This is a genomic window from Vibrio sp. 10N.222.54.E6 (genome assembly GCF_041473955.1).
In the GTDB taxonomy this organism is placed as follows: domain Bacteria; phylum Pseudomonadota; class Gammaproteobacteria; order Enterobacterales; family Vibrionaceae; genus Vibrio; species Vibrio tasmaniensis_A.
The window spans coordinates 186,044-199,558 of sequence record NZ_JBFRTD010000017.1; the positions used below are offsets into that span (position 1 = coordinate 186,044).

The following is a 13,515-nucleotide window of genomic DNA, read 5'->3' on the forward strand; positions in this document are numbered from 1 at the left end:
CGCATTTGCGAGGCCTTCTGGTTTTATACTTGTTCGAATCTCGAATCTCGAATCTAGCGGCTGCTCTGACACGTCTCTTTGCTGATCAGCTTTTCAACCATCAGTTGTCCGCGTGTATTGCGAATTTTGATGTTGTAAGCTAAGCCCATGTCGAGGTTAGCTCTTACTTCAGAGTTGGTGCAGTAGCTATTCACACTCATGTCTACAACTTGGTTTAAAGGCTTAGCGCCTTTCGCATCTTGGTTGTAGATCATCATGATTTCGACGACAGTATTTTTTGCTAGCACACGCATGATAGAGAGTGGACCATACTCAATAGGTAGGCCGGCAGATAAAACACCCGCACGATGGTGAGCCATCATCTCTAACTGTCTTTGTTTGTCTTGTTCACTTGATGAGCTACAGCCTGCGAGTAGGGCAATAGCCAGTGACCCAATAATCCATTTTTTCACGTTAAAATACTTTCTTGAATGGTTTAACAATCACATTCTGGTAGACACCAGCAGCGATGTACGGGTCTGCATCAGCCCATGCTTGTGCGTCTTCCAAAGAGTTGAATTCAGCAATCACAGTAGAACCAGTGAAGCCTGCTTCGCCAGGGTTATCGGAGTCAATTGCTGGCATTGGACCTGCTGTTAACAGTCGGCCTTCATTGTGAAGTGTTTGTAGGCGTTCTAGATGTTGTGGGCGAACACTTAGGCGTTTTTCTAATGAGTTTTCGACGTCTTGAGAAAAAATCACGTACCACATGTTGAGATATCCTTATGTTACTTCACTGAATTAGAGCGATTAAATTAGTTATCTGGCTAATTTACGCGAACTAATCGGTATTGGAAGAGTTAATGATAAGAAATTGTGAAATGGTGCGGGAGAGTGAGAAGGTCTTTAGCATTTTTAATCGAAACGACTAAAGACCTTAAAGTGCGATAGGGTCGTCGAAAGTACTATTTATTAATTGAGCGAGGTTTACCACTTTCGTCCACGGCAACGTAGTTGAATGTCGCGCCACATACCTTGTAACGATCGCCAATACCGTGATCAAGTACAGGCTTCACCCAGACTTCTAGGTCGATATTCATCGAGCTACGGCCAATCTTGGTGCAGTCGCCATAAACACAGACCACATCGCCAACCGACACTGGCTGTTTGAATTCGATGCTTGATACTGACACGGTGACTATCTTGCCGTTAGAGATCTCTTTCGCCAGTATCCCGCCAGCAAGGTCGAGCTGAGACATTATCCAACCACCGAAAATCTGGCCTGCTGCATTGGTATCAGAAGGCATCGCCAAAGTGCGAAGAAGTAAAGAACCAATCGGGTTCAAAGTTGATTGAATAGTCATTGTTGTACTCTTAATGGTATTGATTGTTTTAAATTTAAATAGATGTGTTTGCGGGGTTCGCGGTGGTCGTATTTTTAACGTATTCACCGAACACAAACAATCAGTGGCCAATGATCACGAGTATCATTGGCCACTGTTAAATCGCATATTGATAATAATTGTATCAAAAAGGGGGTGAGGACTCATCCCTAAGGGTTATTTCTCCTCGGTATTTTTACCTGAGAGCTCTTGTTGCGTATCGTTTTGTGTTTCTTGGTCTCTTTGCTGATGCTTATCTTTTGGCAAATGTTGGTCTTTTGGTAAATGTTTATAGATATAAACGCCCGTTAGTAAGGTAAATGCAAAAGTAGCGATCAGTAAGCCAAACACTTTGAAGTTGACCCACACATCCAATGGCAGGTTGAAAGCAACGTAAACATTGAGGATCGCACACAATGTGAAGAACAGAGTCCAAGCCCAGTTGATCTTGCCCCACACTGCTTCAGGAAGAGAGATCTCTTTACCCAACATGCCTTTAATCGCTGATTTGCCCATTAGGTGACTGACTGTAAGGCCGATAGCAAATAGCGCATAAACGATGGTCACTTTCCATTTTATGAAGTTGTCATCATGCAAAAAGATGGTCATGCCACCAAATACGGCAACCATTAGAAAGGTGATGATCTGCATTTTTTCTACTTTCTTGTAGATGATGTACGTCAAAATGATTTGTACTGCGGAAGCAACAATCAATGCACCTGTAGCCGTGTAGATGTCGTACATCTTGTAAAGCGCAAAGAAAATAATGAGAGGAATGAAATCAAGAATTTGCTTCATGTGGCACTGACTATCCAGTTAGTTGAGTTGCAGACAGTCTAACCAAAACTGTCTCGATGCTAAATAGCTCGAGACAATTGGGTGCTAATTAATTCAATCTAACCGATTATCGTGTTTAGCGAACTCTAACAGGTTAACGCATTGACGAGGTTTGATAGCGAGGTATTAGCTTCTTGATGTCTTCAAGGTAACCTTCACTTTTCAAACTGTCTAATGTGTTTTCGAGTTCTTGTTCGCTCATGGTAAAACACGTCGATTTACCGGTCGTTAAGTCGAGATACTCGTGATATTCACGCTCTGTGAAGTGGCCAATTCTGTCCATTAATAGAGTTTTAATTCCATGGTGAATTAAGCCGTAATATGTATGTCGTTGTAAGGTCATAGCCTATCCTCCGTGACAAGCTGCAATGTTATTGGTGCAACCTGCTGTATATTAGTTGGGTTATCTATGACAAAGCAATTCGAATGCCATTTAATCCATTGGGGTAGAATTTCTGACGTAAAAAGTTGAATTAATTTTCTTTTCAACTAGTTAAAGAAACGTTCGTTCTATTCTATAGATACCAATACGCAGCGAGCGTAAAATAGTTTCATTTTGAGAATGGTAAAATTCTCATTATGACGATCTATTAAAGCTACAGTGGGGGCTTACCCAAGATGATTGCCGCTAATCGACGAGCCAATCAACCAGCGTAGATAAGGATGTATTTTGTCGATTCTTGGGTTGCAGTAAGAAGTAACCATTTCCAGAGAAGACACTGCCTTCACTCACTTTCACCAATCTACCCAAATCAATATCTTGCTTGGCCAGCGTGATGTCGCCTATGGCAATACCAAACCCTTGAATGGCTGCGTTCATCGCTTGATCAAGTGTCGCGAATTGTTGGTTGTTCTTACTTGAAAGGTCATGACTTCCTATGTGCTCTAACCAAAGTCGCCAATCACTCTGCTCATTGTTGGCGTGTAACCAAGTGTATTGAGCGAGCTTGTGTGGCTTGATGATAGTAGAAGCGCTACTTACAAGATGGCTTTGCGTAATGCTTTGAGCTTGGCAGACCGGAGCCAGTTGCTCGTTGAACAATAACTGGCTCACTATCGATTGTTGGCTTGGCTTCTTACCATAGGTGATTACGGCGTCAAACGGGTCAAAGCTTGGTTCAAAAACGTGCTTGATGGTCGACGTGAGTTCGACATCAATTTCAGGATAGGCTTGCTGAAAAGACATCAACTTGGGTAGCAGCCAAGAGGTAATACAACTTGGTGCGTTGAGCTTGATCTTCGATGGAGAGCTGGCAACTTGATTTAACGCCGATTGCAGTTGTTGGATGGTATCTTGAATCAGCGGAACCAGTTCTTCTCCCTTAGGTGTTAATGACAACCCGCGAGCATGTCGGTAGAAAAGATCGCACCCGAGACTTTCTTCAAACGACAATACCTGACGACTCACTGCACCTTGCGTAACATTCAGCTCATGTGCCGCTCGCGTAAAATTGAGGTGCCTTGCCGTCGACAAGAACGCGAGCAAGGTTTTAGTTGAAGGAAGTGTGCGATTCATATCTTTACCTATGATTTTTTATCATGGCTATTATGTGATTATTTCGATTCATTTATCAATAGTGTTCTGTTTGAATGTAAGTACTTAATCATCATTTGTGATTTAATATGTGTATAGGTCGCATTTATTGAATATGAAGGCAATGATGAAGACGTTGTGATTTTGTGAAAGGGATAGCTTCTTGACATCTTTTATTGATAGCTTAGTACCTCAGGCTGTAAAAAAATTAATACCTTATCAATCGGCAAGAAGAATTGGTGGTGATGGACGTGTCTGGCTAAACGCCAATGAATTGGAAAGCTCGTTGTTTCAAGGAGAAGCGAGTCACAATCGATACCCAGACTTCTTACCACAAGATATTGCTAAGGCTTACCAAGGTTACTGTGGCACTGATGCCGCGACGGTTGCTGTCCGTGGTGCAGATGAAGCGATTGATTTGCTGATTAGAACATTCTGTAAGCCGGCGAGCGACAACATACTTATCTGTTCTCCAACGTATGCTATGTATGAGTTTTGCGCCGATGCATTGGCGATAAATACCTTGGACTCCCCATTGCAGGAAGACTTCAGCCTTAACGTCGCTGATATAGTGAATAAAGCGGAATTGGCTAATATCGTGTTTCTTTGCTCACCAAACAACCCTACGGGCAATGTGATCCCTAAATTGGATTTGATTCAGGTTCTTGAGGGAACTCAGGGTAAATCTCTGGTTGTGGTGGATGAGGCGTATATTGAGTTTGAACCGCAAACATCAGCGGTGAGTCTTATTGAGCGTTATCCGCATTTGGTTGTGATTCGCACCTTGTCTAAGGCGTTTGGACTCGCAGCCGTACGTTGTGGCTTTATCTTAGCGAGTCAAAATGTGATGCAGTATGTAGCTAAATTAATTCCACCGTATCCGATGCCAGATTGCTCATCTCAAATTGTACTAGACGCATTGTCTGATGAACGAATTGCGTTGATGGAAAGCGCGACGTTAAAGTTGGTCGAATTGCGTAATCGGTTTGCTTGTGAGCTAACGCGGTTTGAATTTATAGAACAGGTTTATCCGTCATCGACCAATTTCGTTTTGCTACGTCAAAAACCGGGGCACCATGTGTTTAGCGTATTGGCGAAGGATGGCATTGTGACAAGGAACCAAAACCACGAACCTGCTTTGCGTAACTGTGTACGAATCAGTATTGGTAGCCAAGAGAGCATGCTAGAAGTGATAACGTCACTAACACGCTACCAAACCGAGCTGCAACAGAATCAACAAGATCAGCAGAAGCGACAGGAGCAACAAGAACAATATATAGAAACTCAAACTCAACTCGATAAAGATCATATCTAGGATGGCAATGATGAAAAAGATAATACTAGGACTCGCTTGTGCGGCAGCTTTACTTGGTACAACGGTACAGGCGAAAGAAATCCGTTTGGCGTCAGACTTTACGTATCCGCCATTCAACTATAAAAACAGTGACGGTGTGCCTGTCGGGTTTGATATTGAGATAGCTGATGCACTGTGTGAGCAAGCCAAACTCGATTGTACTTGGGTTTCACAAAGCTGGGACTCGCTAATTCCAAGCTTATTGGCAAGAAAGTCAGATGTGATTATGGCTTCGATGCGCATTACTGAAGAGCGTAAGCGTAAAATCTTATTTACTGATAAGTACTACCAAACACCAGCCGTGTTTGTTGCTGCTAAAAGCGCGGAGTTCAGCGTTGATGAGGCTGGCTTAACGGGCAAAACCATCGGTGTTCAGCAAGGTACGATTCACGATCGCTACGTAACGGATAAGTTTGGCAGTGTTGCCAACATTAAGCGTTACACAGGGCAAGATGAAGTGTATCTGGATCTGCAAAACGGCCGTTTAGATCTAACCTTCGGCAACTCAGACCAACTGTCATTGGCTTTCTTAGACAAGAAAGAAGGTGAGGGTTTTGAGTTCAAAGGCAAAGCAGTTACCGACAAAGCCTACATTGGCGAAGGTACGGCTTTAGCACTAAGAAAGCAGGATTCAAAACTGGCGAAACAATTCAATGCCGCGATTGAAGAGATTAGAGCAAATGGCACCTATGATAAGATCGCAGCGAAGTACTTCACATTTGATATCTATGGCGCTGATTTGTAATTCGCCTAGCATCTGAAAGTAGAACACCAAAAACATCCGAAGGCTGTGAGGCTCTCGGATTTTTATTGGCTCCAAAAGACCATTGTTTAAGTGTTTAAGTGTTTAAGTGTTTAAGTGTTTAAGTGTGTAGTTGGGAAGGGGAGAAGAGACGTACAAAAAAAGCCACTCGACTGAGTGGCTTAGTGCAAGGAAAGTAGGCAGTGCCTTGCGAACAATCGTAACTAATGATCTGATTAGTATATTTTATTCCAATCAGCAATCGTCACATCGCTATTGTCGTAATTGATAGCTTCTGCTGTAACCTTAGATATCTCATTTAATAATTGAATATCTTCTGCGTCCGTCACGGTTACTGGAGCAACAATGACCGAGTTATTTGATTTTACCTGTAGTGAGTAAGAGTTATTCGTTAGAACACCGTTGGTTTCCACTACCGATAGCCCGTTTAAGCTTAGGGGATGAGCTAGGGAATACTCAGCAATTAAATTCGCGGTTTGTAACTCTTCAGCACTGAACTTCACACCTTTAAAACCATCGTAATAGTAACGGCCATGAATCAGGGAATCTTCGAATTTGAATGCATCAACGAATAGAGATGTAGCCTTGTTAGGGGCCTTTGTCTCATAGTTTACTTGAACAAAGTATTCGGTTTCGGTTGAATCTTCACTTACGAAACCAGGAATTAATTTGCCTCCAGATTCGACAGCACTTGAAGCGACTGACACTGTACCGTAGCCAGACTCGGCGCGGCTCTCAACTTTAAACTTCTCGTTGTCACTATTACAGTCCTGACATGCCACGTTGATAAACTTTGAATACGCTTGCGTAGGATCTGAGGAGTTTTTATTAACTTGAGTACGTCTAAACAGACCTGTTCCAGGAGTGTCATCGCTTGATGTTTGATAGAAAGTAAAAGACTCAAATTGCTCTTCGGGCTCGTCACTGAAGTTATAACTGTTTTCAAGAATGAAGACGAGTTCACCGCCAGTGTTACCTACGTTTGAGCTGTAAGCAATGATCTCTTGGGGAATTGAGGATTCAAATTCTGATTTTGCGGTGCTCTGATTTAACTTGGGTGCCCAATCATTTGGATCTTGGCATTCGCCTTTGGATGCGAAATAGATAATAGAGACGGGGAGCGTAGTGATACCATTTTTTGTGCCGTATTGATCGACAACATAATCAATACCCGGCCAATTCTTCGCTTCTACGTTTTCTGCAATACAGAAATCCATCACCTCTTTATCGACACCTTGTGTCTTAGGGTTTTTCTTCAAGTAGTCAACGACAAAGCCGACTTCTTGAGATGCGTCGATCAACTCCTGTCTAGTTTCCAACGGAAGTTCCGTGTTCTGCGAACCCGTAGTCAAAGATGTTAGCAATCCAGTTGGGGAGGTTTTTAATTGCTTAACATTTGTTGCGTCCATATAAAGCGCAGCAGAGTCAAAAAATGACGCTTTAAGCTTAGTTGTAATCATTTCATCAATGCTACTACGCATGTTCTCACCGACTTCATGAGCACCATTGTAGTGGGCGTTAACGATAGACGAAGAGAATAGGCTTATACAAATGGTTGAAGCTAAAACGGTTTTTTTCATAATACTAATCCTTCAATATCTATTGTTTAACTTGACTGAATTTGGTCGGTGTAGAGATAGATAGGCTCGTCTTTCCGACAGGCAAGTTCATAATCGTATTAACGCCTTCTGAGCTCAGTTTTTTTGATTGCAAATCTACCTTGTTCAGTTTTTGGTTTAGAGTAGATTTAGTCGCGGTAACTTGCTGGGTTTTAGGCTTTGAAGTGGTGGTTGATTTTTTTGAACTATCTCCCCCGCAGCCGATCAAAGCTATAGGTAATATAATTGCACTGATATGTAGAAATTTAATCATTGTTATGGGACCTCATATAACATCGGGGAGACCAACCTAGTAGCTGATTGGGTTATTAAGCTTTGTATCAACTGCTTACAATTCATTTTATAAGTCATACTGCCAAAACGGAGCAACCGATTGCGTTAAACAGAAGTTCCATATTGTTCAGTGCAAATTGGTGAGTCGAGACTGTGAATAAGATATAAGGTGCACTAATTAATAAAACTCTAGGTTATTCATGTTCCGCGCTTTTAATCTACTTTCTCTAATTATCCTGGCTTCTTCCGTATCTTTTTACGTTAAGGCTAGTGGTTCGATTACCATCGGAGTTCAAACCTCAGGATTTTCTCCGTACGTTGTTGTCCAAGAGGGGGAGGTTTCGGGATTATTGCCTGAATTGACCGGTTTCTATGCAGAGCGTGAGTTGAATGGCTTGGAGTTTGTCGGTTTTCATTCTCCGTCGGATCTAAATAACGTACTTAAAACTGAACAAGTTGATGCCATTATTACGGCTGAACAAAATGTTTCTAGTAGCGGTGTTATTTACTCTAAACCTATCTTATCTAGTCGAATGGTTAGCCTAAGTAGTGAGCCTATTGAAAGCCACTTATTAATGAAGGGACGAAACCTGGCTTATTTTGAAGACTCGAGTAACGCGTCTTCTGTGAAATCGCTTCTCCCATTTTCTTCTTTTAAGTCATATTCATCCTATCAAACCGCGATTGCTGCTGTAGCTCGAGAGAATGCGTTAGCCATTGTTGATGATGGAGTGTTACTGCACAACAAGTTAATGAATAGCCCCTATGAGTTATTTTTGTCGGTCAACTTACATGATGGTTTACCCTTAAATAATTATGTTATTGCCTTGCTGGATACGCCTGAAAATAGGAAGTTGCTGGGTATTATCAATAACGCTATAAACCAAGATAACTCAAGCAAGCTTGTTAATATTCGCAAAAAGTGGTTGAACGAAATACAAAGGCGTCTTCTGTTAGTCGTTAGTAAAAACAAGCTGCTATTAACTGAAAAAGAACAGCAGTTCCTTCTTCTTAATCCGAACATATATGTATCATCGACGGCAGACTCTAAGCCTATATCTTTCATGAATAGTGAAGGTAAGCCTGATGGTATTTCGATTGATATATTGAGTGAAATATCCCGACTTACGGGGTTAAACTTTATTTACGACAACGACCTCGATTTACAGGGCAACCAAGCTCATCCAGTTTCTCTTCCAGTAATTCATACTAAGGCGACACCTTCTACTGGTGACGATGAGCATCACCTCTATTCTAAGCCTTTCATGGTTGAGCCGTGGGCACTGGTTGGTAAAAGTGATACGAGTAAATTGGCGGTATTCGGTGAGTTAACGAAGAGCTCCGTTATTGGAACTATAAACGACAGTGTCGGAATAGAGCTTGTGAAACGCTATTGTGAGGCTTGCCCAATTAAGACCTATAGCTCTGAGTTGCTTTTGCTCGATGCCGTGGATACAGGAGAGGTAGACTCAGCGATGCTTTCGCTCTATTTAGCGTCTCCTCTATTACAGGGCCAGTATTCAGGGTACTTACGCGTAACAAGCCTGCTATCTAAAGACAACGATATTCCAGTCGCCTACAGTGTCGAAGCCGACCAAGAAGTGCTGAACAATATTATTAACAAAGCGCTGTTCGCCATACCTCATCACAAGTATCAGCAGATCAAGAAGCATTGGTTGGATGTGTCTTATGAATCAGGCGTGGATACGGCAGATGTTATCTTGGGTGCTGCCATTTTAATCTCTGTAGCATCGGTGCTCATTATGCTTGTAATGGCATGGAGTTGGAAACTAAGACGTGAAGTTGAAGATCGAAAGCGAACTGAATCCGCTCTCAAACATCAAGTGGAGTTCGAGCGTTCATTGTTGGACGCAATGCCGTTTCCTATTGTTGTGCGTAACTTGGATAACCAGATAATCAGTCTGAACAGTGCCGCGCAGCAGCTTACTGGTTTTGAGTTAATCGAAGGAACTATCGTTAATAACTCCGATGAAGACACAATGATCCATCACGGGGTTGTTTTGCCTCGCTTAGAAAAAGAAGTCGTTTCGCCGCAAGGCAGTAAACACTACGCGTATTGGAAGTGCCCTTATATCTCCAACGGGAATATCGAAGGCTCAGTGACCATTCTTGATGATCTTACTGAGCTTTACGAAGCGAAAAAAATTGCAAAAAGTGCCGATGACCGAGTACAGAAACTGGCGAACAATTTGCATGGCGCGGTTATACAGCATATTCAGCCCAAACGAAGTCTTCACGATATTGAATTCGTCTTTATTAGTAATGGGGTAGAGGAGCTTTTAGGGCTTACTCCTGCTCAATTGCGCCGCTCTCCAATTAGTTTTTTCGCACCGCTTAATGCTCAGGATCGTCGAACCTTAATTAAGAAGGTACGTAGTGGAAATAAAGAGGGAAAACTAAGCCTCGATATTGGAGTGAATATTGATAACCAAAACCGATGGCTCAATTTGCAGAGCAAGATTTCTGATCTTGGCGATTATTATGAATGGGACTCTGTTCTTACTGATATAACAGAGCTTAAACAACAGCAAGAAGAGCTAACACAAGCAAGACAAAGTGCTATCGCCGCAACTGAGGCCAAGTCTCGATTTTTGGCAAACATGAGTCATGAAATCCGCACTCCATTGGGAGGGATTGTTAGCTTGTTGGAATTGTCTGAGCAATATGAAGTTGGTTATGAAGTTCAGAAAATCCATACAACGCTGAGTCAGTCGGCGAATAACCTACTGCATATTGTTAACGATATACTCGATTTCTCGAAAATTGAAGCCGGTAAGCTGACCCTAGATTATCAGCCTGCAAGTCTAGATACATTGACTCTTAGAGTGACTCAGTTGCAGGCGAGGCAAGCTCACGCCAAAGGGTTACAGTTCAAATTTTGGTTAGACCCTGAGTTGAATGATTTAGTCTTAATGGATGACATTCGTATTGGGCAAGTTCTGAATAATTTGTTGAGCAATGCCATTAAATTTACAGAATATGGAACCGTAGGTTTAGCGGCAAAGTTACTCGACCTGGATGGTGAACAGCAACAAATTTGTTTCGAGGTGTTTGACAGTGGCATCGGTATCAGTGAAGAACACATTCGAAACCTATTCCAACCTTTTGTTCAAGCCGATGAAGGAACCACGAGGAAATATGGTGGTTCAGGCCTTGGTTTGACTATCTCGAAGCAACTTATTGAACAAATGGGTGGGAGTCTTAACGTAACGAGTAAGATCAACATTGGTTCAACGTTCTCTATTACGCTGCCGCTTAAAACGCTCGCTGAAAATAACAGGGCGGACATGAATGGCAAGGTGGCGCTACTTACCAAAACGTTCATGCAGCAATCTGAATTAGAGAACTATCTAACATCTTGGGGTATTAAGGTTATCTCAAAGAATGTTCAGGTGACTAAAGAGCTCGCACACTGGGTCGATACCATTGAGCCTGATTTTGTGTTTATTCCTCATGAGCTAGATCAGAGCATTGATACGTTCGCCGAAAGCGTGCAGTTTATTTGTGTCAGTGAACAAGGAATGCTTTCGCCTGCGCCATGCAAATTGGGCTGGAATCTGTCAGCAAACCCATTGTTGCCTTCGCAGTTGATGCACTGTTTGCACAACTGTCCTGCGTTTGTGGAAGATATTGTCCAAGATGATAATAATCTGAAATTGAGTACTGAGTCGCGTGAGTCTGCCAAACAGAATCAAAGACTTATCTTAATAGCGGAAGATCACCCAATCAATCAACAGATAATTCTTCAACAAATTGAGCAATTAGGTTTCCATGCCGACATGGTAGATAACGGCAAGGAAGCACTTGTTGCCTTAGATAATGAAGATTATGGGCTGCTAATTACCGATTGCCACATGCCTGAGATGGATGGGTATGAGTTAACAAGGCAGATCCGAGTAAAAGAGCAGAGCCAAAACCAACCTCGTCTTCCGATCATTGCGTTAACCGCAAACGCTGTACAAGGGGAAAATGATAAGTGCTTTGAGATTGGTATGGATGACTTCTTATCAAAACCAACCAAATTAAGGGTGATTGGCGACACCATAATCAAACATCTTGATAAGGTGCAATCTGTTGTCGATAAGCCTTGTATTAGTTCCTCGGAGCCTAAAAGTGAGCCGAGCTCTGCTCCGATTGATCTCGCCAACTTAACCGAATTGTTTGGTGACCAAGATCTCGTCATGCAGATCATCACTGACTTTATCAAGAGCCATCAAGCTGACATGCCTCTGCTTCAAGCTGCGTGCAAACAGCGAGATCTCGAAGCCATTAAACAGGTAGCTCATAAGATGAAGGGAGCTGCAAAAATGGTAGGCACAGAGGACATTGCCAATCAATTGCAAACAATGGAATTGGTCTCCTTAAGTGACTTAGATGGTATTCAAGCACATTACGATAACCTCGAACAGCTGACGAACCAATTGAAGACTTATTGTTCAGAATCAATCAAACCATTTAAGGAGCTACCATGAACCAGCATGTTGTAGTGATAGAAGATCACCCTTTTCAATTGAATGTAATGGGGATGGTTTTAAAGAGTTTGGGTATGGAAAATGTCCAACCTTTTGAATGTGGATATAAGGCTCTAGAGTTTATTGAAGCCTCTTCTGTCGATTTGATCTTATGTGATCTGAATATGCCGATGATCGATGGTATCGAACTCCTAAAACGCCTTGCTGAGGCCGATTTTCAAGGCAATATCATCATCACAAGTGCGGAAAGCAAAACAGTGCTCGATGCCGCAAGGAAGATGTGTAAAGCGTTTAACCTGAATTTGCTTGGTGTTCTTGAGAAGCCAATAGCAAAAGAGTCGCTGTCAAAGTTAATTAACCTTAACTCTACAAAAGAAGCGGCTGCTTCTAATTCTAATAGCGACATCGTTATTACGGATGAAGACATAGCAAAAGCGGTAAGCAACCAAGAGTTTATGTTCTATTACCAACCGATAGTGTGTATCCATAGTGGTGAATGGCGAGAAAGTGAATCGCTAATTCGATGGCAGCACCCTCGTTATGGCGTACTCAGCCCTTTTTTCTTTTTGTCTCGGTTACTTGAGTCAGGAAAAATGGGAGAGGTGATGAAGTATTTAATCAATCAAGCGATCAATGAGAAGTCACTTCTCGGAGAGCGGAGATTTGCAATAAACCTGACAGCTAAAGATATTATTGACGGTGATATTGTTGATTATATCTTCGCTTTGATCGACCAAGGTGAACTTGAGACAGAGCAGATAAAATTGGAATTAACAGAATCTGATTTAGTTGAAAGTGTCGCTCTTGCTTTAGCGTCCACCACGAGGATATGCATGCGTGGTATTCCCCTGGCGATTGACGACTTTGGAACAGGTTACTCTTCACTCAAGCAATTAGATGACCTGCCATTTTCAGCACTGAAACTGGATATCGACTTTGTGAAAAACATTCAGAGCAGTCGTTCAAGCCATGCCATTGTTCGCGCTACTCTCTACTTGGCTCACTTATTAGAACTGAGTACGGTTGCTGAAGGGGTTGAGGATCATTCTCTTTGGATGGACATTCGTGAAATCAGTAATGTCGACACATTGGTTCAGGGCTATTTTATCGCTCGTCCAATGCCTGCTCGTAAACTATTAGAGTGGAAAGAAGACTGGGACAGCAAAATTAAAGAGCTGAACTTAATTAAAGAAATTAAATAAGCGGGCTTTGAACATAACGGTAAATTTGTTTAGTGAATGTGTTCGCTATTAAATATGAACAAACGTTACCATCAGCCAC

12 protein-coding genes are annotated in these 13,515 nt (G+C 42.2%); 4 read left to right on the top strand and 8 right to left on the bottom strand.

Annotated features, from left to right (window positions below):
* Window positions 1-53: 53 nt before the first annotated feature.
* The 6 genes from AB4513_RS11350 to AB4513_RS11375 form a co-directional block, all read right to left on the bottom strand.
* Window positions 54-452 carry a GspS/AspS pilotin family protein gene (locus AB4513_RS11350; protein ID WP_009846424.1) on the bottom strand — a complete coding sequence of 133 codons (399 nt, stop codon included), beginning with the start codon at window positions 450-452 and terminating at the stop codon, window positions 54-56.
* Between the two features lies 1 nt (window position 453).
* Window positions 454-750 (bottom strand): YciI family protein, encoded by a 297-nt coding sequence (locus tag AB4513_RS11355; RefSeq protein ID WP_009846425.1) that lies wholly within the window; start codon window positions 748-750, stop codon window positions 454-456.
* 194 nt (window positions 751-944) lie between these two features.
* Window positions 945-1,343 (bottom strand): acyl-CoA thioester hydrolase YciA, encoded by a 399-nt coding sequence (gene yciA / locus AB4513_RS11360; protein WP_009846426.1) that lies wholly within the window; start codon window positions 1,341-1,343, stop codon window positions 945-947.
* Window positions 1,344-1,538: 195 nt separating this feature from the next.
* A complete protein-coding gene (locus tag AB4513_RS11365) occupies window positions 1,539-2,159 on the bottom strand; it encodes a septation protein A (RefSeq protein ID WP_009846427.1) in 621 nt (206 codons plus the stop codon).
* A 133-nt stretch (window positions 2,160-2,292) separates the two neighbouring features.
* Window positions 2,293-2,541: a hypothetical protein gene (locus tag AB4513_RS11370; protein WP_032555183.1), complete on the bottom strand. Its 249-nt coding sequence runs from the start codon at window positions 2,539-2,541 to the stop codon at window positions 2,293-2,295.
* A gap of 285 nt (window positions 2,542-2,826) precedes the next feature.
* Window positions 2,827-3,714 carry a LysR substrate-binding domain-containing protein gene (locus AB4513_RS11375; RefSeq protein ID WP_009846429.1) on the bottom strand — a complete coding sequence of 296 codons (888 nt, stop codon included), beginning with the start codon at window positions 3,712-3,714 and terminating at the stop codon, window positions 2,827-2,829.
* Between the two features lie 181 nt (window positions 3,715-3,895).
* On the opposite strand from AB4513_RS11375, the gene hisC reads away from it, so the two are divergent.
* Together hisC and AB4513_RS11385 are read left to right on the top strand one after the other, a co-directional pair.
* Complete coding sequence (gene hisC / locus AB4513_RS11380) at window positions 3,896-5,047, top strand: histidinol-phosphate transaminase (protein WP_009846430.1); 1,152 nt, start codon at window positions 3,896-3,898, stop codon at window positions 5,045-5,047.
* 10 nt (window positions 5,048-5,057) lie between these two features.
* Entirely contained in the window at window positions 5,058-5,831 is a 774-nt protein-coding gene (locus AB4513_RS11385) for an ABC transporter substrate-binding protein (RefSeq protein ID WP_032555229.1), read from the top strand.
* Between the two features lie 233 nt (window positions 5,832-6,064).
* Here AB4513_RS11385 and AB4513_RS11390 read toward each other — a convergent pair whose 3' ends face one another.
* Together AB4513_RS11390 and AB4513_RS11395 are read right to left on the bottom strand one after the other, a co-directional pair.
* Window positions 6,065-7,429 carry a hypothetical protein gene (locus tag AB4513_RS11390; RefSeq protein WP_009846432.1) on the bottom strand — a complete coding sequence of 455 codons (1,365 nt, stop codon included), beginning with the start codon at window positions 7,427-7,429 and terminating at the stop codon, window positions 6,065-6,067.
* Window positions 7,430-7,448: 19 nt separating this feature from the next.
* Window positions 7,449-7,721, bottom strand: a complete 273-nt coding sequence (locus AB4513_RS11395) for a hypothetical protein (RefSeq protein ID WP_009846433.1) — start codon at window positions 7,719-7,721, stop codon at window positions 7,449-7,451.
* Window positions 7,722-7,941: 220 nt separating this feature from the next.
* On the opposite strand from AB4513_RS11395, the gene AB4513_RS11400 reads away from it, so the two are divergent.
* Together AB4513_RS11400 and AB4513_RS11405 are read left to right on the top strand one after the other, a co-directional pair.
* Window positions 7,942-12,234 (top strand): ATP-binding protein, encoded by a 4,293-nt coding sequence (locus AB4513_RS11400; RefSeq protein ID WP_102257348.1) that lies wholly within the window; start codon window positions 7,942-7,944, stop codon window positions 12,232-12,234.
* Window positions 12,231-13,436, top strand: coding sequence for an EAL domain-containing protein (locus tag AB4513_RS11405; protein WP_009846435.1), 1,206 nt, complete (start codon window positions 12,231-12,233; stop codon window positions 13,434-13,436). The genes AB4513_RS11400 and AB4513_RS11405 overlap by 4 nt, the downstream gene beginning before the upstream one ends.
* Window positions 13,437-13,515: the final 79 nt, after the last annotated feature.

Excerpts from the sequence above, each read along its gene's own strand:
- AB4513_RS11355 (WP_009846425.1), bottom strand. The coding sequence starts at position 750 with ATGTGGTACGTGATTTTTTCTCAAGACGTCGAAAACTCATTAGAAAAA.
- yciA (WP_009846426.1), bottom strand. The coding sequence starts at position 1,343 with ATGACTATTCAATCAACTTTGAACCCGATTGGTTCTTTACTTCTTCGC.
- AB4513_RS11365 (WP_009846427.1), bottom strand. The coding sequence starts at position 2,159 with ATGAAGCAAATTCTTGATTTCATTCCTCTCATTATTTTCTTTGCGCTT.
- AB4513_RS11370 (WP_032555183.1), bottom strand. The coding sequence starts at position 2,541 with ATGACCTTACAACGACATACATATTACGGCTTAATTCACCATGGAATT.
- AB4513_RS11375 (WP_009846429.1), bottom strand. The coding sequence starts at position 3,714 with ATGAATCGCACACTTCCTTCAACTAAAACCTTGCTCGCGTTCTTGTCG.
- AB4513_RS11385 (WP_032555229.1), top strand. The coding sequence starts at position 5,058 with ATGAAAAAGATAATACTAGGACTCGCTTGTGCGGCAGCTTTACTTGGT.
- AB4513_RS11390 (WP_009846432.1), bottom strand. The coding sequence starts at position 7,429 with ATGAAAAAAACCGTTTTAGCTTCAACCATTTGTATAAGCCTATTCTCT.
- AB4513_RS11395 (WP_009846433.1), bottom strand. The coding sequence starts at position 7,721 with ATGATTAAATTTCTACATATCAGTGCAATTATATTACCTATAGCTTTG.
- AB4513_RS11400 (WP_102257348.1), top strand. The coding sequence starts at position 7,942 with ATGTTCCGCGCTTTTAATCTACTTTCTCTAATTATCCTGGCTTCTTCC.
- AB4513_RS11405 (WP_009846435.1), top strand. The coding sequence starts at position 12,231 with ATGAACCAGCATGTTGTAGTGATAGAAGATCACCCTTTTCAATTGAAT.